Below are 19,290 nucleotides of genomic sequence, written 5' to 3'. Positions count from 1 at the left end.
GTGAGTCTCGACGATACACACTGTGACAGTATACTCGATTTCGTTCGAAAACGTCCCAATAGAGTGTAATCGACGCTCGATAGACAGCAGTGCTGGGGGAAGAACCTTTCCGTAAGGAATATTCCGCATGGGGCGCGGATGTTCTTCCCCCCTCTCGTGGAGGGAGGTGTCATGGATTGGGTTCCCAAGTTAAAGCACTATCGCACTTTGATAAATCAATTCGTTTAGTTGATATCAACAAACTGGTAGCTGATCCTATAGCTGTTGCTCGTAATAGCTTTTACCCGTTCATGCGCTTTGAGGAGCGGTGGCAGCCCTTTCGGGGACAGGAGGGGGGGAAGCCAGATAAGGACAAGCGACAACTGCGATTTGCGAGCAGACGCGACGCGTACATCTATTCATATTATAGGAACATTCTGCGTGAACCCTACGAGGCCGCGCTGGCGGCTCGGGGGCTTGCGGAAAGCGTCATCGCTTATCGGAAGCTCACGACTGCCGGTGGGAAGGGAAAGTCGAATATCGACTTCGCACTGGATGCCTTCAACGTCATTCGAGAATTTGGCAATGCGGCAGTTGTTACGCTCGACATCAGCAAATTCTTTGAGAGCATCGACCACGCATTATTGGTACAAAAGTGGTGCGGTATACTCGGCGTGACGAAGCTACCGCACGACCACCTTGCGGTCAGCAAAGCTATTACAAGATATTCGATAGTCGATCGCGACGCTGCCTATGAACGTCTCGGCTATTTGGCATGGCAGGCTAAAGGGTTAAGTAGGATTCCGATTTACACCACCGGGTTTAAGGATATGCCCCGCCAATTATGTACAAATAAAGATTTCCGAGAGAAAATTTGTGGCAAGAATGGTAAGTTTAATAGCCTAGTTGAGGTTAACAAGAACGATTTTGGTATTCCTCAGGGATCACCTATATCTGATATGCTAGCAAATATTTATCTAATTGACTTCGACAGCGCCATAAAAGAATATGTTAATAACATTGGTGGAGTTTTCTTTCGATACTCCGATGATATTATAATAATTATTCCTGGTAGTGAATCAGCTGCGCTCGCAGCACGGGATTTTGCGATATCGGAAATTACTAAGCATGGATCGAGAATCGTTATAAAGGCAAGTAAGACCTCGGTACTGAAATACTTTCCAGTTGATGGCGGGCAGTCCTTTGCAAAACTTCACGGGGATCTTGGCAAGAATGGGTTAGAATATCTTGGGTTTCGATACGACGGAAAGGCCGCTTACTTGCGTGATGCAACGCTGTCGCGCTTGTACCGAAAGGTGTCTCGCTCATTACGTGCTGAAGCCCGGGCGTTGGTGCGACGATATCCGGGAAAGGACAAAGCATATGTCGAGGATAGATTTGATGCGCCCAAGTTTCTGCAGCGTTACGGAAGGGTATCTGACTTTGATCCGAGTGCTACCTACGATTCATGGACTTTCTGGACGTACGCTAAACGTGCGATCGACGCATTCGGCCCGCTCGGACACACTATCGGCCATCAGCTGGCGAACTACGGACTTATAGTTCGTACGCGAATGAAGACTGAGATCGCCAACATTCTCTTATAAAATGACTAGTGGTAGTCGAGCGCCTGCGGCCACCGGTAACCGATGGTCCGGCGACGGTTAGTGGCGGCGATGATCTGGTCGCCCCTGAAGACGTCGTTTTGGGTACCAGTACGCGCCGGGCAAGGTCACCAACCCTGACGCTTGGTTCGCTCTACGCCGCAACGACCACGCGCCGCCGCCGAGCAGCCACGCCAACCACCCCGAAGCCGGCGATCATCATCAGCCACGATGCGGGCTCGGGGACGGCGACCGTGACCGAGTCGATGTTGAGAGTGCCCTGTCCTTCGGACTGATACTGGGCGTGATCGAAATCATAGACGGTATAGGAATAATACCCGGTCGACAGTGAAGCCGAGGCGGTCCGCGGGACATCCTCAAGGCTCGCCGAAGCACCAAGGCCGGTTCTGTTCGTGTAAATCCCGTAGGTCATCAAGGTGGATGAAGCAGACGTGTTGATGGCATAGGAGTTCAGGTCAAGCGCGCCACCGATGAGATATGCCGCCGAATCGACTGCGCTGCCGAAAGCGGTCTGCTTGACGCCGGCGACCGTGAAGACGGTCGTGACCGCCAACGTGGTACCGCTGTTGGGCCCGCCATATACCCAGTCATAGGCGGGCCCGGTCAGGCGATGGCCCTTGCCGGTGTCGACCGTGTACGTCGCCACGAACGACTGGCCGTTTTGAAAGCCGGATACCGGATTGGCGCTACCGCCAGAGCTGACGTTGCTCAGCGTCCCGGAGTAGGTGAGCGTGTAGATCGCTGCCGCCGATGGCGCCGCGACGGCGAGCGCAACGAAACTCGCGGCCCAGATGATGATCTTGCGCATACCGATACCCCGCCGCAGCCCGCACAGCGCATGACTAACGTTCCACTTATGTAACGATATCACCGGTGCGGCAATCCGCAATTTCGCGTCGGCCGACCCCGGGAGGCGGACCGGCGCGTCGCGGACTCAGGCGATCTGCGCGACTGCCGGTTTACGCCGTAAGGACCAGGCGGCGGCGGCGGGCGGTGACGCCGACGAGGCCGAAGCCGGCGATCATCATCAGCCATGACGCGGGCTCGGGAACGGCGACGGCGACCGAGTCGAAGATGAAATCACCCGTTGCGCGGGACACCGTGCGGTTCGTGTCGTAATTATAGGTATAATTGATGTAATGACCCGATGACTGCGAAGACAAGGCGCCCCGCGGGATCTGGTCGAGATTGGTCGCGGCGAGCGACGTGGTGGTCGCGTAAATTCCGTAATAGGTCGTCGCGGCCGACGATGCATAATCATCGACGGCGGCGACGTTCAGGTCGAGCTCGCCAGAGTAAAGCGCGACCGCCGAATCAACCGCACTGCCGAACGCGATCTGCTTGATGCCGTTGACGGTGAAGACGACCGTGGCCGCCAGCGCGTGCCCGTTCTCGGGCCCGCCATGGAGCGAGTCGTACCCGGGACTGGTCGAGCGGCTGCCGTTGCCGGTGTCGACCGTGTATTTCGCGACGAACGCGTCGCCGTTCGCAAAGCCGGACGAGGAATTCGCGGCACCGCTGAGCTGAACGTTCTGGATCGTGCCCGTGTAGGTCAGCGTGTAGATCGTCGCTGCCGACGGAGCGGCGACGGCGAGCGCGACGAGGCTCGCGGCCAGACTGATACTCGTGCGCATACTGATACCCCCCCAGGCCGCGCTAAAAACGCGGCCAACGTTTCGCCCATGCAACAATTCCGTCGCTGCGGCAAATACTATCGCAAGTTAGGGGTCGGCGGTCGCGGGCAGCGGGCCCGCGCTGGGGGGTCAGCTGATCTGCGCGTCGGCGGGCTTCGACTGGAGCTGGATGTAGTTGTGAATGCCCATCCGCGCGATCATGTCGAACTGGCGTTCGAGATAATCGACGTGCTCCTCCTCATTGTCGAGGATGCGCTTGAACAGGTCGCGGCTGATATAATCGCGGACGATTTCGCAGTGCGCGATCGCGTCGCGCAGCAGGGGGATCGCGTCGCCTTCGAGCGCGAGGTCGGCTTTCAGGACCTCCTCGACCGTCTCGCCGATCCGCAGGCGGCCGAGCGCCTGGAAGTTGGGCAGGCCGTCGAGGAACAGGACGCGCGCCGACAGCCAGTCGGCATGCTTCATCTCGTCGATCGATTCATGGCGCTCGAAATCGGCGAGCCGCTCGACGCCCCAATGGTCGAGCAGGCGGTAGTGCAGCCAATATTGGTTGATCGCGGTCAGTTCGTTGCGCAGCGCCTCGTTGAGGAACTCGATGACCTTGGGGTCGCCCTTCATGTGCCGTCCTTGCGCTGTTCGACCCCGGGTCTAGCCGAGGGTACGCTATCTGGCAAAGGCAACAGCTTCAGGCGGCGAGTTCCTCGGCGATGATCGCGCGGGCGAACGGGAGGCATTGGCCGCACTTCGGGCGGCGGCCGAGGCTGGCATAGGCGGCGCACGGCGTCGCGCAGCCTCCACGAGCGGCGGAGCGCACGTCGCGCTCCCGAATGGCATTGCACACGCAGACGACCATCGGCGACTCTCCCTCGCCGATCAACCTAGTGATGATGCGACTTAGTCGCAATAGCTATTGTGCGGGGAGCACCGCCGTTGACCACGGCGACACGACTGTCCAGCCGAGCGTGGTGTAAAGCGCCTCGCCGTCGGCAGTCGCGGTGAGAATTTCGCGCTCGCCCTCGCGCCGATGGCTGCCGAGCGTGGCCATGACGACGCGGCCGAGACCGCGGCGGCGGTGGGGCTCGGCGGTGACGATCTGGTCGTAGATGAAGACGCCGTCGTGCCGCGCTGATCGCCCGCTCGCGGCGATGCCGCCGTCGGGGGCGAGGATGCGGAGCACGACGACGGTGTCGCCGGGCTCGACCTCGATGCGATAGCCCGGCGGCAGCGGCGCGGTGCGGGGGGCCATCGGGCCGGCCATCACGCTCGCCACGCTGTCGATCCGCCACCGCGGCGGCAGCACCGCGAGCAGGGCTGCGGGGGTGTCGGTGAGCTTGACGAAGACGCGGGGCTCGGTCGTCGCCGCGCCGAGGTCGCGCAGCCCGGGGCCGATCGCGGTGAAGACGTGGCGGCGGGTCTCGCTCGCCGACCCCGTGTCGACCCGCCACCCGCCATGATCGGGCACCGGGAGCGGCAGGCCGCGCGAGAGCGACCGGGCGTGGAGCCATGCGGCGATCATGTCGGGCTCGACCACCTTAAGCGAACACCGCGCGGTTGACCGGATCGCCGGTGGTGACGGTGAAGCGACGTCCGACGACTTGCGTGTCGATCAGCGCCGCGAGTCCCTCGTGCGCCTGCGCGAGGAAGCGGCGGTTGTCGCTCGCCTGCCGCCCGACGATGATCGCGAAGGCGGGGACGCCCTTGTCGTGGACGACGGTGAACGCCTCTACCGTCGCGGCGCCGTCGGGAGTCTCGGTGAAGCCGGGGCCAGGCTCGGCGTCGATCTCGGCCTGATAGGTCGCGGGGTCGGTGCGGGTCCACGCGCCTTCGGTCGGGCGCGCCGAATAGACGCCGAAGCTCGACTTGGTCAGGTAGCCGCCGTTGGCGAAGACCAGCCCGTAGGCGTCGCGGTCCGACCGGCATCGCGCGACCATCTCGGCGATGCCGTGCATGCTGTAGTTATTCCCCGGGCCGCCGAAGTACGGCAGGCCGCCGGTCAGCGTCAGCCCGCGCGCGTCGTCGTGGGCGAGCCCGATCATGTCGGCGGCGATCTCGACCGCGACGGGGAAGCACGAATACAGCTCGATGGGGCCGAGGTCGGCGACCCCGATCCCGGCGTGGGCGAGGGCGTGGGCGGCGCCGATGCGGATCGACGGCGAGGTGCTCAGGTCGACGCGGTCGCTGACGAGGATATGCTCGTGGGTGTCGGCGCAGCCGTGGAGGTAGACGCGCTTCGCTTCCGGGACCCCGGCGGCGTCGGCGGCGGCGGTCGACATCATCACGACGGCGGCGGCCTGGTCGACGAACATGTTCGAATTCAGATACTTGGTGTACGGATAGGCGATGTAGCGGTTGGTCTCGGTCGGGGTGATGAGCTCGGCGGCGGTCCGCTCGACCGGTAGCGCGGCATGGGGGTTGGCGGCGGCGACGCGGGTGAACCCGGCCATCAGCGCGCCGATCCGCTCGCGATGCCCGACCGGCGTGTCGCCGTAGCGCGCCGCGACCGCGCTCTCGAACAACGGATAGACATTGACCGGCATCGCGACGCCGTGCGCCATCTCGTGGCGGCTGACGAGGTGGACCTCCTTGCCGAGCGTGTCGGGCGCGCCACCCGGATCGTCGGACCAGTCGAGCGTGATCTTCGCCTTCGCCGCGTGTGCCTGCGTCCGCAGCGCCTCGACCCCCGCGAGCAGCACCGCGTCGGCCTCGCCGTTGGCGATCCGTGTCGCCATCAAATTGACGAGCATCTGCGGCGTGTTGCCCCCGACCGGGCCGTACAGGCACGTACCGGGCGACACCCCGAGGCGGTTGGCGAGCGACTTCGGCGAATTGGCATAGCGCCCGAACGGAGACGCGAAGGCGGGCGACGAGTCGGCGAACAGCCGCACGACCGCGATCGTGTCGAGCGCGATGCCGCTGCCGCCCGCATCCGCGAGCGCCGCCGCCCCGACCCGCGCGAGCAGGTCGAGCGGCGACCCGGCGTCGGCGGGCGCGGAGTCGCGGTCGGTGAACTGCGCGACGCCGACGAGGACGGGGGTGCGGGGGTCGATCATGCGCGGGCTTCCGACAGGGACGATTGCGATGATGTATAGCGTTGCGGTCGGCTCGTCTCGCGCTGGCGGTGCGACAGCGCGGACACGCGTGCTGCCAGCGCCGGCGATTTGTCCGCTCCCGTAGCCGAATCGCCGCAACTATCTTCGGATCAATACGAAACGGTCTTTTTCAGCGCCGAAGCGCGAGGGCTTTGCCGCTGCCGAGTCGTTCCTTGCACAGACTTTAGTGCGGGTGAGTAGATGGCGACAGTGCGTGAGCAAGCGGCCAAGACCGCAGCTGCCGAGGCGATGAGCCTGTGTTTCAACGCGTACTGGCGGCAACAGGCGGGGGACCAGCCAGCGGCGCTTGCGCTGTTCGCGCGTGCGGTCGAACTCGCTCCCGACGACCCCAATATCCTGACGACTGCCGGCGATGCGCTGCGTTTTACCGGCCAGCTCGATGGGGCGCTGGCGTTGCTCGACCGCGCGATTGCGGTCGATCCGTCGATGGTAGCGGCGTGGTTCGGGCGTGCGCTTGCGCTCGACGCCAGCGGCCGGACCGAGGACGCGCGCGCAGGCTATGCGAAGGTCGCCGAGCTCTCGCCCGCGACCGCGCCGGGGTTCGCGGGCCTTGCGGCAATGGAATTCCTGCTTGGCGAGGTCGACGCCGCGCGCGACCATGCCGCGCATGCGTTGGCACTCGCGCCGGGCGACGCGATGACGGTGATGACCGTCGCGCGTTGCGACATGGCGGACGGGCGCCACGCTGCCGCCGCCGAGCGGCTGCGTGGGTTTATCAGGCAGACCGGTGTCACTGCCAACGACGCGATCGTCGCGCTCGGTCTGCTCGGCGACGCCTTCGACGCGATGGGCCGGACCGACGCTGCGTTCGACGCTTACTCTCGTGCCAATGCGCGCTTCGTCGAGAGTCATGGCGGCCACGACGCGGCAGCGCGGCACGAGGTCGAGGCGATCGACGCGGCGGTGGCGCGGCTCGCACCGGGGGCGCTAGCCGGGCCGGCTCCGGCGGTGGCGGGAGAGGCGGCGCGCCACATTTTCCTGCTGGGCTACCCGCGGTCGGGGACGACGCTGACCGAACAGGTCCTGGCGACGGTGCCGGGGGTGACGACGCTCGAGGAGACGCCGACGCTCGCTGCATCGACGGGGTATCTCGCGCCTGGCGGCATTGCGGCGCTCGCCCGCCTGAGCGCGGACGAAGCGGCGGCGTTGCGCGCCGATTACTGGGCGCGGGTCGCGGCGGCGGGGATCGACGTCGCGGGCAGCACCTTCGTCGACATGGACCCGTTCAAGGCCCCGGCGCTGCCGCTGATCGCGCGGCTGTTTCCCGATGCCAAGGTCGTGATCGTCCAGCGCGATGCGCGCGACGTCGTTTGGAGCTGCTTCCGCCGCAGCTTCGTCTATTCGCCGGTGACGATCGAATTCACCACGCTGCCGCGCGTGGCACAGCATTACGGCGCGGTGATGCGGCTGATCCGCCGTTGCCTCGACACGCTGCCGCTCGATGCGCACGTGTTGAATTACGAGGACCTCGTCCACGATTTCGACGGCGCGACGCAAGCGCTGTGCGACTTCGCCGGGCTGCCGTGGTCGCCGGGCCTGCGCGACTTCGCCCGCACCGCGAGCGCCCGCCCGGTCAAGACAGCGAGCGTCCACCAGGTCCGCCGCCCGCTGTTCGACGGGTCGGGGCAATGGCGGAAATATGCGGCGCAGCTCGAGCCGGTGATGCCGGTGCTGGCGGAGTGGGTCGCGGCTTGACCGGGGTCCGGCCCTAAAGCGGTGCCATGCCGTAGCTTGTCGCGAACAGGTCGCCCGGTCCCCAGGCGGCAGATTTCGCAATCGCCATGACGGTATCGTAATAGGGGTACCACGCCGCGTCGGCGGCGGACGGCGGCGATGCCCACGCCATCACCAATCCCCATTGCCCGTCGAACGACAGGACGTTGTTCGAGGTCTGCAGCGAGCCGCCCTTTTGTGCGCGATAGCCGCCACCGGCGAGTTTGGTGATCGCGTCGAAGCCATAGCCGGCGCGGGTCCCGGTTGCGTTGACCGCGGCGCCGGCGTCGAGCATCGCCATAACCGATGCCGCCTTGAGCATGGCGGTGTCCTTGCCGACCAGCAGTGCCGCGATCAGCCGCGCCTGGTCCACAGGTGACCCGCTGAGCCCGCCGCTACCATCGGCGATCGATAGCTGCTCGTCGCCATATTCGGAGGGAACCAGCGGCCGGTCGTTGGTCATGTCGCTCGTCGCGAGCGCCAGTGTCGCCGACTGATAGCGCGCCTCGCCGGGAGGTTGTGCCGTGACGAGGTTGCCCGCACGACCGATGTGCTGGATGCCGAGTGGTGCGAAGATCGTCTGCTGGAACGCGGCGACCGGCGTCGCCGTGCCGCGAAGCTTGGCGACGACGCGCGCCAGCAGATAATAGCCGCAGTTGTTGTACACCGCGGTCGCGCCGGGGGTCGTGTCGAGCGGCAGGCTGGCGACATAGGCATCGGTCTGCTCGGCCGTAACCGGGAGCGTGATCGAGTGCCCGGCAGCGGCGAACGCCGACTGGACAAGGTCGCCGGCGATAAAGTTGTTGGTTTTTACGCCGCTCTTGTGTTCGAGCAGGTGCTGGATCGTGATGCTGCCGAAGCGGCCGTCGGCGGGCGCTCCCCCGCCCGGCGTCTTGAGCTGGAGCTTGTCCTGCAGCTTGTCGCCGAGTTGGAGTTGCCCGGCGTCGATCAGCTGGCGGATCGCGATCGCCGTCACGGTCTTCGACACGCTCGCCATGCGGAATCGCGTCGTCGGCTGGGCGATCGGCCAGTCGGCTTCGGCGAAGGTGTAGCCGCGTGCATAGACCAGCCGCGTGCCGTGGGTGATCGCGAGGCCGGCGTGCTTGACCGGGCTGGCCTGCATCGCCGCAAGGATGATCGCATCGATCGCCGCGTTGGTGACCGGGCCGGTCGGGGTGAAAACGCGCGGGGTGACCGCCTCGGTCTTGACCCACAGCGCGGTGAAGCGGGCGTTCGCTGCCGACGTCCCCGCCGCCTGGACGCAGACCGGGTAGAAGCCCGCCTGCTTGTGCGCATCGAATTCGGTTTGATACCCCGCTGGCGTCATGTCGTGGCGCGCGATCCATGGCCCGGTCTCGCGATCGGTGAAGACCGAGAGATACCGGCTGCCGGCATCGAGCGTGACGAACGACGGGCGGCACCACGCCGAGGTCTGGGCGTTGAACCGCGCCTGATATTGGGCGGCGGTATCGGCAACGCCGTCGGCATTCCACAGGCTATGGTCGGTGACCGGCACCCAGATCGCGGCATAGCGCGGGTCGGCCGGGTCGCCGTACGATGCCGCCCAATGGAGCATCAGCCCCTGTTTGCGCGCGACGGCATTCATGCCCTGGATCGTGCCGGCGTCGGCGGGATCCCCCGAACGCAGCCCGCCGCGCGTCAGCGGTATCGGGTTCATTGGCTGGAACACCGCGGCGAAGCGCGGGTCGGCCGCCAAGCCGGTCGCCGCGATCATCACCGGCCCGTACCCGAGCTTCGCCTGGTCGTTGAATGTCTGCTGCCACTCGGCGCTGGTCATCAGGGGCCAGTCGCGCTGGGCGACGACCGTCGCTCGCTTGATCATGACCGCCGCGTAGACGGGCGATCCGACCGCGCCGTACAGGCTGAGCGACAGGAAGCGATACCCAGTCGCGGCGGCGGCGTCGCGCAACGCGACGTGCTCGGCGAACGACTTGCCATGCCATGCGGTAAAGTCGGTCATTGAAAGATCCCCCCGGTCACCGCCGCCGGAAGCGCTACGGCTTCTCGGCGACTTCGGATGACGCAAGGCAATCTACACGAAGACAGTTACGACGGAGTTACGACCTTCGTCATGACTCCGCCGCAACAACTACTCTCTCGTGTCCGGCAGAGCCGCTTTAGTTGTACCGCCGCAGTTCTTCCTTTGCGATCGAGGCGCGATGGACCTCGTCCGGGCCGTCCGCCAGTCGCAGCGTCCGCTGCTGGGCATAGCCGCTCGCCAGCCCGAAGTCCTGGCTGACGCCGCCGCCGCCGTGCGCCTGGATCGCCATGTCGTGGATCATGCAGCTCATGTTCGGCGCGACGACCTTGATCATCGCGATCTCGCGCTTGGCTGCCTTGTTGCCGACGGTGTCCATCATGTACGCCGCCTTGAGCGTCAGCAGGCGGGCCTGCTCGATGGCGATGCGGGCGTCGGCGATCCGCTCGTGCCAGATCGACTGCTCGCTGATCGGCTTGCCGAAGGCGACGCGCGACTTCAGGCGCTTGCACATCTTTTCGAGCGCGCGCTCGGCGGCGCCGATGCTGCGCATGCAATGGTGGATGCGGCCCGGCCCGAGGCGCCCCTGCGCGATCTCGAAGCCCGCGCCCTCGCGCAGGACGATGTTCGACGCGGGGACGCGGACGTTGTCGAGGATCACCTCGTAATGCCCGTGCGGCGCGTCGTCGTAGCCGAACACCTTCAATGCGCGGACCTTGACGATCCCGGGGGAGTCGAGCGGCACGAGGATCTGCGACTGCTGGAGGTGCTTCGCCGCATTGGTGTCCGACTTGCCCATGACGATCGCGATCGCGCAGCGCGGGTCGCCGACGCCGCTCGACCACCACTTGCGCCCGTTGACGACATAATCGTCACCGTCGCGGACGATGCTCGTCTCGATGTTGGTCGCGTCCGACGACGCCACCGCGGGCTCGGTCATCAGGAACGCCGAGCGGATTTCGCCGTCCATCAGCGGGCGCAGCCACTTCGCCTTCTGCGCTTCGGAGCCGTAGGTGCGGAGGACCTCCATGTTGCCCGTGTCGGGGGCCGAGCAATTGAACACCTCCGACGACCAGCCCGCGCGGCCCATTTCCTCAGCCAATGGGGCGTATTCGAGGTTGGTCAGGCCGGGGCCCTTCCACTCGGCGGTGTCGTGTGCGGAGATGTTGAGGAACAGGTTCCACAGCCCGGCGGCGCGCGCGACCGGCTTCAATTCCTCGATCACGGGCAGCACCTTCCAGCGCTCGCCCTCCGCCGATTCCTTCTCGTAGCGCGCTTCGTTGGGATAGATGTGTTCGTCCATGAAGCCGCGGAGCTTGTCGATCAGTCCCTTGGACTTGTCGCTGTAGTCGAACATCATGGCCGTCTCTCCCTCATTATGGTTGCGACCAGATGTCATGCGCGGCCGATCTAATCCAGCGCGAACACAGATATTTCGTACCGCGCGTCACCGGCGCCCCGGCGTGGCGGGTCATCGGGTCGGGGCGTCCGGCGGCGTCGAGGGTCTGGAACACGATTGCGTCACCGGTCCGCGGCGCGACGCTCAACCCGGTTTCGCTGAACACCGTCGCGCCGCCGTCGAAGCCGTCGTTGAGGTAGGTCAGCACCGTCACCGCGCGCTGGTTGGCGAGCCCCGGGATCGTGTCGAGGTGGGGGCGGTATTCGTCGCCGGGGTTGTAGCGGAGGACCGCGAGCGGCTCGACGCGGTCGATTCCGGTATTGCTCGCGGCGGCGATGCGCAGCCCGATCGCGCGGACGGCGAGGTCTTCGTCGAGCGGCCCGAAGCTCATCGCCCCGGCGCGGCGGACGGGGTCGGCAATCGGGCGTCCCGAGCGCGGGTCGACGACGAGCGACGGCGCGATTCCCGGCTCGGCGGCGGCGATCAGCCAGTCGCATTCGGCCTGGCTGAGCAGGCCGGGAAAGCGGACGACGTTGGGCGAGTCGGACAGGCGTTCGGGGGCGGGCAGCGGGCGGTCGAGGGCGCGGACAAGGGTGAGTTCAGCGCGCGACTTCGTATCGGTCGCGGCGGCGCGTTCGAGCAAGATGATCGCCGCGCCCCAGCCCGCCGGGCCGCACGCGCTGTTGCCGGTGATCCGCGCGAGCAAAGTCAGCGCGGGGAGGTGCCCGGCATCGGCGGCGCGGGCGAGCAGCGCCTTCGCCGCTCCCGGATCGCGCGGCCCATCCATCCCGAACAGCTTCCACGCCGCGGTCGCCATCATCGCCTCGGGGTCGCCGCGCGCGACCGCGGCGGCGACGAGCGCGTGCGCCTCGGCTTCGCGCCCGGCGTTCGCCAGGGCCTCGGCCTGCGCCATGACGGTCGACCCGGCCATCAGCGGGCGAAGGCGAGGTCGAGGCGCTCGGCGTTCGGCGGATAATTCGCCGCGGTCGATTCGAACGGGACCTCGTGGTGCGGCGGCAGCGACGTGACCGGCGCCGAGATCCGCCAGCGGTACGCGACCTTGCCCGCCGGATCGAGCAGCCGCGCCTCGATCGCCGGGACCGGCACGAAGTTCGCGGTCGGATTGACGATCCTGCCCGACAGGACGAGCACCGCGCCGCCATTTGCCAAATGCCGCCGCTCGCCCGCGACGGTCATCGTCAGCGGCGACGGCGGCGCGGCGATCGGATGGGCGATCGCGTCGAGCCGCGCGCCGACGATGGGGATCTTCGTCAGGTCGAGCGGCGGCAGGTCGAGCTTGGGCAGCGCCAGCTTCGGGAGGACGAGCGGCGGCAGGTCGAGCGGAGGAAGGTCGATCGCGGGCAGGCCGAGCGCCGCCGGGGCGGGCAGGCCGAGGCGCGGCGGGTTGAACGTCGACGCCGGGGCGAACTCGACCACCGCGACCGCGCCGAGCGCGATGATGACGAGCAGCAACGGCACGATCCATCGCCACCGCCGCGGGCCGCGATCGTCGGCTTCGGGCTCGGGGATGCGTTGGCGGTACGCGCCGATCGTCGCCGCGGGGGACTCGTCGATGATCGCGGCGCGGTCGGGTTGGGGGGCGAAGGCGCGGGCGGGTGCGACGGTACTGTCGCGAGCGGTTGCGCCTGCTGCTGCGGTCGGGCTGATCGCGGGACCGCCGATCGGGTCGGCTGGAACGGTCGGCGCGGCGAACGACGACGGCGGCGGCGTGAACGGCAGCCCCGGCTCGCGGTCGATGGCGGGCGGCGGCGCGGGGAAGGCGGTCCAGCCGTGGCCGCACGCGGCACAGCGCACGCTCCGCCCCTCGGGCGGGACCGCGTCGTCGGGCAGGCGGTAGCGTTTGCTGCACGCGGGACAGGTGGCGATCATGGTTGATGAGTAGCGCGAGGGGAGGGGCGGGGACAATGCCTCGCTTGATCGGCATCGCTTGCGGTGGGATGCGCCGGGCTTCACCTTCTTGATCCTCCCCGCCTTCGGGGAGGGGGACCGCGTCTTCGCGGTGGAGGGGCGGCGGAGCAGGCTTTAAGTGTGAGTTCGTTCCCCCGCCCCTCCACCATGCAAGGGCATGGTCCCCCTCGAAGGCGGGGAGGATCTAGAGCGTGCCCGCCCACCCGCGCTCACTGTCCCGTCATCCCCGCGCAGGCGGGGACCCATCAACACGAACGGTTGGGGTGATGGGTCCCCGCCTTCGCGGGGATGACGGGGAGGTTGCAGCGCCTCGCGCTTGCCTCCCGCCCGCCTCGCCGCCATAGCCTCCCGCATCATGCACGACATCAAAGCCATCCGCGCCGACCCGGCAGCCTTCGACGCGGGACTCGCGCGCCGGGGCTTATTCGCTAAGTCAGCGCAGATTACCGACGTCGATGCCACTCTTCGCTGGGTTAAAACCGAGTACGAAAAGGGATTAGGAGAGCGAAACTCAGCCTCCAAAATGATTGGTGAGGCGAAGGCGCTTGGCGATGAACTCCAAGCCCAAATGGCGATTTTCAAGGTCGGCGAACTCAAAGCACGATTGCCCGCTTTGGAAGCGCGCGAGACAGAACTTCAGATCGCCTTGGAAGTTGAATTATCGGGCCTCCCCAACCTCCCCGCCCAAGACGTCCCCGACGGCCTCGACGAGTCCGCCAACGTCGTCGTCCACACCCGCGGCACCCCCCCCACCTTCGACTTCACCCCCCGCGAACACGACACCCTCGCGCTCAAGTTCGGCTACGACCCCGATACCGCCGCGACCATCGCCGGTGCGCGTTTCGCTGTCCTCAAGGGTCCGCTCGCCCGCCTCCACCGCGCTCTCGGGCAGTTCATGATCGACCGGCATGTCGAGACCGGGGGCTTCACCGAGGTCGCGCCGCCGCTGCTCGTGCTCGAGAAAGCGGTGTTCGGGGCCGGGCAGCTGCCGAAGTTTGCCGACGATTTGTTCAAGACGACCGACGGCCGCTACCTGATCTCGACGGCGGAAGTGTCGCTGACCAACCTCGTCCGCGAGAAGATCGTCGACGCCGCCGACCTGCCGCTGCGCTTCACCGCGCTGACCCCGTGCTTCCGGTCGGAGGCCGGGTCGGCGGGGCGCGACACGCGCGGGCTGATCCGCCAGCACCAGTTCGACAAGGTCGAGCTCGTCGCGATCGTCGCCGATGCCGAGGCCGCCGCTGCCGAGCACGAACGCATGACCGCGCACGCGGAAGGCATCCTCGATGCGCTCGGCCTGCCGTATCGGCGGATGCTGTTGTGTGCGGGCGACATGGGGTTTTCGGCGCGCAAGACCTACGATCTCGAGGTCTGGCTGCCGGGGCAGGGCGCATATCGCGAGATTTCGAGTTGTTCGGACTGCGGCGACTTCCAGGCGCGGCGGATGGACGCCCGCTACAAGACGCGCGGCGAAAAGGGGACGAAATTCGTCCACACGCTCAACGGCTCGGCGCTCGCGGTCGGGCGGACATTGGTCGCGGTAATCGAGAATTATCAGCGGGCGGATGGCTCGGTCGCGGTGCCCGAGGTGTTGGCGCCGTACATGGGCGGGGTGACGGAGCTGGTGCCCGGTTGAGTGCTTCCCCTCCCCTTCAGGGGAGGGGCGAGAGACGGCGCGCTTGCGCCGGCCCGGGGGTGGGGAAAGCACGGGCTCGGTGCTCGCGGCGACTGCCCCACCCCCGACCCCTCTAAAGGGGAGGGCAGCAGAAAGAGCGACACCGTAGGGGCTACCGCGCCGCGCCGTCCGCCCGTAAAGCCCCCTCCACCATGCAAGCGCATGGTCCCCCTCCCCCGCAAGTGCGAGGGAGGATTTAAGGAAGCAGCATGCGCATTCTCCTGACCAACGACGACGGCATCGAGGCTCCCGGGCTCGTCGCGCTCGAGGCGATCGCGCGCGAATTGTCCGACGACGTCTGGGTCGTCGCGCCCGCCGAGGAGCAGTCGGGGACCGGGCATAGCCTGACGCTGACCGCGCCGATCCGGCTGCGGCAGCTCGGGGAAAAGCGCTTCGCCGTGCGCGGGACGCCGACCGACAGCGTGATGATGGCGATCGGCCATGTGATGAAGGACCACCGCCCCGACCTGTTGCTGTCGGGGGTCAATCGCGGGCCGAACATGGCCGAGGACGTGACCTATTCGGGGACCGTCTCGGCGGCGATGGAGGGGTGCCTTGCCGGCGTCCGCTCGATCGCACTGAGCCAGGCGATGGGCGACTATACCGTCGGTAACGAGGACTTCGCCCCGTCGATCAAGCACGGTGCGGAGATCATCCGGCGGCTCAACGGGACCGATTGGCCGGCGGGCGTTCTGATGAACGTCAATTTCCCGGCGGGCGAGGCGAAGGGCGTCCGCGTCGCCGAGCAGGGGTTCCGCGACTATGGCAACATCAACATCGTCGGACGGACCGATCCGCGCGGCTTCCCGTATTTCTGGTTCGGCTATGGCCGCGAGATCGAGACGCCGCGCCATGCGACCGACCTCGAGGCGGTGCGCGGCGGCTGGGTGTCGGTGACGCCGCTCCACCTCGACCTGACGCATTATCCGACGATGGCGGCGTTGCGCGAAGCGATGGCGGGGCTCGAATAGCGATGCGGCGCGCGGCGGTCCTTCTCACCGCCGGGCTGCTCGCCGGATGCGGCGGGCGGGTCGCGGCCCCGCGCTATGTCCCTGCGCCTACGCCACGCCCGATCGCCGCCCCTGCCGTCGCCCCCGCGCCGAAGCCGCCGTGGCAGGCGCACAGGGTCGTGACCGACGCGGTCGCGGTTCCCGGCGGGCGCATCCACACCGTCAAATACGGCGAGACCGGCATTGCCATCGCCAGGGCGTACGGCGTGTCGTGGAGCCGGATCATCGCCACGAACCATCTCAAGGCCCCGTACACGATCGAGATCGGCGACCGCCTGCTCCTGCCGAGCGCGAAGCAGGTCGCGGCGATGTCGGTCGAGGACCGCGCCAAGGCGTTCAAGATCGACATCGACGACCTGATCACCGGGGCCGAACCGGCAGGGGGCGACCCGGTGACCGCGAAGCCGCGGCCCCGGCCGCGCCCCGCGACGCGTGCGCCCGTCGCGCTCGCCGCCGCACCCGAGGCACCGTCAACCGCGCCGAAGGCCACACCCAAACCCGCCGCGAGCAGGCCGTTCGTTCCGAGACCGACCCCTGCGCCCGCAACCGCCGCGCTCGCCCCGCTCCCCGCGCTGCCGACCGGAACGCCGGTGTTCGCGTGGCCGATCGAGGGGCGCGTCCTGTCGAGCTTCGGGCCGAAGCCGGGCGGCCGCTACAACGACGGCATCAACCTCAAGGCGTCGCCGGGGACCGCCGTCCGCGCCGCCGCCGATGGGGTGGTGGCGTATGCCGGCGACGCGGTCGCGGGGTTCGGCAACCTGATCCTGATCAAGCACGCCGACGGCTGGGTCTCGGCGTACGGGCATAACGAGACGCTGCTCGTCGCGCGCGGCGCGAAGGTTGCGAAGGGTGACGTCATCGCGCGGTCGGGGGCGACGGGGGCAGTCGACGAGCCGCAACTCCATTTCGAGTTGCGGCGCGGGCGCGCGGCGACTGATCCGGTCAAGCTGCTACCGCCAAGGTCGTAACCCGCTCGTCACCCCGGCGTAGGCCGGGGCCCATAGTTGAGCAAGCGACGAACTGCGCGTTGCGGGGAGAGTTGGGCCCCGGCCTGCGCCGGGGTGACGGGTGCTGCGGGATGACGGCTCGAAGTTTTTCGATTTATCCCCTACAGGCCCCCGATGACCCTCATCCTCGAACCCGCGCCGAAAATCGGCATGGTCTCGCTCGGCTGCCCCAAGGCGCTGGTCGATTCCGAACGCATCCTGACCCAGCTCCGGTCGGACGGTTACCGCATGTCCCCCGACTATGCCGGGGCCGACGTCGTGCTGGTCAACACCTGCGGCTTCCTCGACTCAGCCAAGGCCGAGAGCCTCGCCGCGATCGGGGAGGCGATCGCCGAGAACGGGCGCGTCATCGTCACGGGCTGTCTCGGCCACGAAGCCGACATGATCCGCGCGGCGCACCCCAAGGTCCTCGCGGTGACCGGGCCGCAGCAATATGCCGATGTCGTCGCTGCGGTCCACGCCACCGCGCCCGCGCCCAAGTCGGCGTATCTCGACCTCGTCCCCGACATCGGGCTCAAGCTGACCCCGCGCCATTACAGCTATCTCAAGATTTCGGAGGGCTGCAACCACCGCTGCAAATTCTGCATCATCCCGTCGATCCGCGGTGACCTCGTCAGCCGCCCGGCCAATGCGGTGGTGCGCGAGGCGGAGAAGCTCGTTGCTGGGGGCACGAAGGAGCTGCTCGTCATCAGCCAGGATACGAGCGCCTACGGCGTCGACATCGGCCACGCGGTGTCGGTGCTGGGCGGGCAGCCGATCCGCGCGCATGTCGTCGATCTAGCGCGGGCGCTCGGGGCAACGGGCGCGTGGGTGCGGCTGCACTACATCTACCCGTATCCGCACGTCGATAATCTGATCCCGCTGATGGCCGAGGGGCTGGTGCTGCCGTACCTCGACATCCCGTTCCAGCACGCGTCACCGGCGGTGCTCAAGGCGATGCGCCGTCCGGCGAACGAGGCAAAGGTGCTCGACCGCATCCGGCGGTGGCGGAGCGTGCAACCCGATCTCGCGCTGCGCTCGACCTTCATCGTCGGCTTTCCGGGCGAGACCGAGGCCGACTTCGAGTACCTGCTCGACTGGCTGAGCGAGGCGCAGATCGACCGCGCGGGATGCTTCAAATACGAGGCGGTCGCGGGTGCGGCGGCGAACGAGCTGCCCGGAGCCGTGCCCGAGGAGGTCAAGTCCGACCGCTGGCACCGCTTCATGGCGCACCAGTCGGCGATCAGCGAAGCCCGCCTTGCGATGAAGATCGGGCGCACGCTCGACGTCCTGATCGATGCGGTCGACGAAGACGGCGGCGCATCGGGCCGCTCGAAGTACGACGCCCCCGAAATCGACGGCGAGGTCCACCTCCGCGACGCAGGCGGCCTCGCGGTCGGCGATATCGTCACCGTCCGGGTCGAGGACGCCGACGAGGTCGACCTGTTCGGCGTGCCGGTCTAGTGCGGCGCCGCCGCTGAGCTCAACGTCATCTGCGCGCCACTCGCCATCGACCAGTCGATCAGGCCATGCTCGAAGTCCTGCCGCCGAATTACCCCGGCCTGATATTCGTCGCTCGTCGGATAGCCGAGCGGGCCGACCTCCCAGCCGCTTTGTGCCCATTTGAGGCGGATCAGGCCCTGGATCGCATGTGGGCCGAGATCGGGTCGCCAGTAGATCGAGCGATCCTCGCGGAGGCCGTTCGGGTAGACGAACAGGAAGTGATTGAAGCGCCCGGCACCGTCGGGCGGGGTCAGCTCGTCGGTCGTCGGGTAGCCGAAGCTCGGGCCGCCGAGGTCGCGATATTTGTCGCGGATCGCCCCGTGCACGGTGAAGGCGGCGGTCGAGGGGTGCCAGTAGATCGAGCCGTTGGTGAAATCGCGCGCGCGGCCGCCGCCGGGGGCGTCGACTTCGGGCCCGGTCGCCGCGCCAAGGCTCTCCTTAAACGCGGGATCGCCGTTTAGGCGTGTCGCGATCGCCCCGGCCGGTTCGTCGGCCGACTTCGCCGCTGCCGGTCCATCGGGCAGGGTGGTTTCGATCGCCTGAGATGCCGGTGCGCGCGCTGATGGCGTACCGCCATGAAGCAGCGCGTAGGCCGCCACTCCTGCGGTGACCAGCGCCGCCATCCCGCTCAGGATGCCGGGCAATGTCGTCCAGAAGCTGCTGCCCTTGTCGTCGGCCATCGCCGGTCCCCCACCGCCAAGCCCGGGAAATTACCCGAAGCCGTGCGT

General features: G+C 67.0%; 17 protein-coding genes. 6 read left to right on the top strand and 11 right to left on the bottom strand.

Translation table 11 applies throughout. The features are described 5' to 3' along the window. Positions 1-176: 176 nt before the first annotated feature. Positions 177-1,586, top strand: a complete 1,410-nt coding sequence (locus KZX46_RS19050; protein ID WP_219775279.1) for a reverse transcriptase domain-containing protein — start codon at positions 177-179, stop codon at positions 1,584-1,586. A gap of 151 nt (positions 1,587-1,737) precedes the next feature. Here KZX46_RS19050 and KZX46_RS19045 read toward each other — a convergent pair whose 3' ends face one another. From KZX46_RS19045 to KZX46_RS19020, 6 genes are all read right to left on the bottom strand, one after another. Then, positions 1,738-2,412: a PEPxxWA-CTERM sorting domain-containing protein gene (locus KZX46_RS19045; protein ID WP_219775278.1), complete on the bottom strand. Its 675-nt coding sequence runs from the start codon at positions 2,410-2,412 to the stop codon at positions 1,738-1,740. 151 nt (positions 2,413-2,563) lie between these two features. Continuing rightward, on the bottom strand, positions 2,564-3,238 hold the full coding sequence (locus KZX46_RS19040) for a PEPxxWA-CTERM sorting domain-containing protein (RefSeq protein WP_219775277.1): 675 nt from the start codon (positions 3,236-3,238) through the stop codon (positions 2,564-2,566). A gap of 129 nt (positions 3,239-3,367) precedes the next feature. Continuing rightward, positions 3,368-3,856, bottom strand: a complete 489-nt coding sequence (bfr, locus tag KZX46_RS19035; protein WP_219775276.1) for a bacterioferritin — start codon at positions 3,854-3,856, stop codon at positions 3,368-3,370. Positions 3,857-3,923: 67 nt separating this feature from the next. Further along, positions 3,924-4,091 (bottom strand): bacterioferritin-associated ferredoxin, encoded by a 168-nt coding sequence (locus tag KZX46_RS19030; protein WP_216708661.1) that lies wholly within the window; start codon positions 4,089-4,091, stop codon positions 3,924-3,926. Positions 4,092-4,145: 54 nt separating this feature from the next. Continuing rightward, positions 4,146-4,754, bottom strand: coding sequence for a GNAT family N-acetyltransferase (locus KZX46_RS19025; RefSeq protein WP_219775275.1), 609 nt, complete (start codon positions 4,752-4,754; stop codon positions 4,146-4,148). Between the two features lie 16 nt (positions 4,755-4,770). Beyond that, positions 4,771-6,288, bottom strand: a complete 1,518-nt coding sequence (locus tag KZX46_RS19020) for an acetyl-CoA acetyltransferase (protein ID WP_219775274.1) — start codon at positions 6,286-6,288, stop codon at positions 4,771-4,773. Between the two features lie 240 nt (positions 6,289-6,528). On the opposite strand from KZX46_RS19020, the gene KZX46_RS19015 reads away from it, so the two are divergent. Further along, positions 6,529-8,043 (top strand): sulfotransferase, encoded by a 1,515-nt coding sequence (locus KZX46_RS19015; protein ID WP_219775273.1) that lies wholly within the window; start codon positions 6,529-6,531, stop codon positions 8,041-8,043. A gap of 13 nt (positions 8,044-8,056) precedes the next feature. On the opposite strand, the gene KZX46_RS19010 is transcribed toward KZX46_RS19015, so the two are convergent. From KZX46_RS19010 to KZX46_RS18995, 4 genes are all read right to left on the bottom strand, one after another. Continuing rightward, entirely contained in the window at positions 8,057-10,042 is a 1,986-nt protein-coding gene (locus KZX46_RS19010; protein WP_219775272.1) for a serine hydrolase, read from the bottom strand. Between the two features lie 157 nt (positions 10,043-10,199). Continuing rightward, a complete protein-coding gene (locus KZX46_RS19005) occupies positions 10,200-11,420 on the bottom strand; it encodes an acyl-CoA dehydrogenase family protein (RefSeq protein ID WP_219775271.1) in 1,221 nt (406 codons plus the stop codon). Between the two features lie 16 nt (positions 11,421-11,436). Beyond that, positions 11,437-12,390, bottom strand: a complete 954-nt coding sequence (locus tag KZX46_RS19000; protein ID WP_219775270.1) for a 2OG-Fe(II) oxygenase — start codon at positions 12,388-12,390, stop codon at positions 11,437-11,439. Further along, positions 12,390-13,349 (bottom strand): zinc-ribbon domain-containing protein, encoded by a 960-nt coding sequence (locus KZX46_RS18995; protein ID WP_219775269.1) that lies wholly within the window; start codon positions 13,347-13,349, stop codon positions 12,390-12,392. Before KZX46_RS18995 ends, KZX46_RS19000 begins: the two co-directional genes overlap by 1 nt. Before the next feature lie 394 nt (positions 13,350-13,743). Here KZX46_RS18995 and serS point away from each other — a divergent pair, with 394 nt between their 5' ends. The 4 genes from serS to rimO all read left to right on the top strand — a co-directional run bounded on the left by serS (position 13,744) and on the right by rimO (position 18,523). After that, positions 13,744-15,024: a serine--tRNA ligase gene (serS, locus tag KZX46_RS18990; RefSeq protein WP_219775268.1), complete on the top strand. Its 1,281-nt coding sequence runs from the start codon at positions 13,744-13,746 to the stop codon at positions 15,022-15,024. Positions 15,025-15,272: 248 nt separating this feature from the next. Continuing rightward, positions 15,273-16,034, top strand: coding sequence for a 5'/3'-nucleotidase SurE (gene surE, locus KZX46_RS18985; protein WP_219775267.1), 762 nt, complete (start codon positions 15,273-15,275; stop codon positions 16,032-16,034). Positions 16,035-16,036: 2 nt separating this feature from the next. Next, entirely contained in the window at positions 16,037-17,041 is a 1,005-nt protein-coding gene (locus KZX46_RS18980) for a M23 family metallopeptidase (protein ID WP_219775266.1), read from the top strand. Between the two features lie 153 nt (positions 17,042-17,194). Further along, positions 17,195-18,523, top strand: a complete 1,329-nt coding sequence (gene rimO / locus KZX46_RS18975; protein WP_226896062.1) for a 30S ribosomal protein S12 methylthiotransferase RimO — start codon at positions 17,195-17,197, stop codon at positions 18,521-18,523. On the opposite strand, the gene KZX46_RS18970 is transcribed toward rimO, so the two are convergent. Beyond that, positions 18,520-19,242, bottom strand: coding sequence for an LGFP repeat-containing protein (locus KZX46_RS18970; protein ID WP_219775265.1), 723 nt, complete (start codon positions 19,240-19,242; stop codon positions 18,520-18,522). The two genes, rimO and KZX46_RS18970, sit on opposite strands and share 4 nt — an antisense overlap. Between the last annotated feature and the right edge of the window lie 48 nt (positions 19,243-19,290).

This window comes from Polymorphobacter sp. PAMC 29334 (genome assembly GCF_019431245.1).
Lineage (GTDB): Bacteria > Pseudomonadota > Alphaproteobacteria > Sphingomonadales > Sphingomonadaceae > Polymorphobacter_B > Polymorphobacter_B megasporae.
This window is presented reverse-complemented; position numbering and strand designations above follow the sequence as displayed.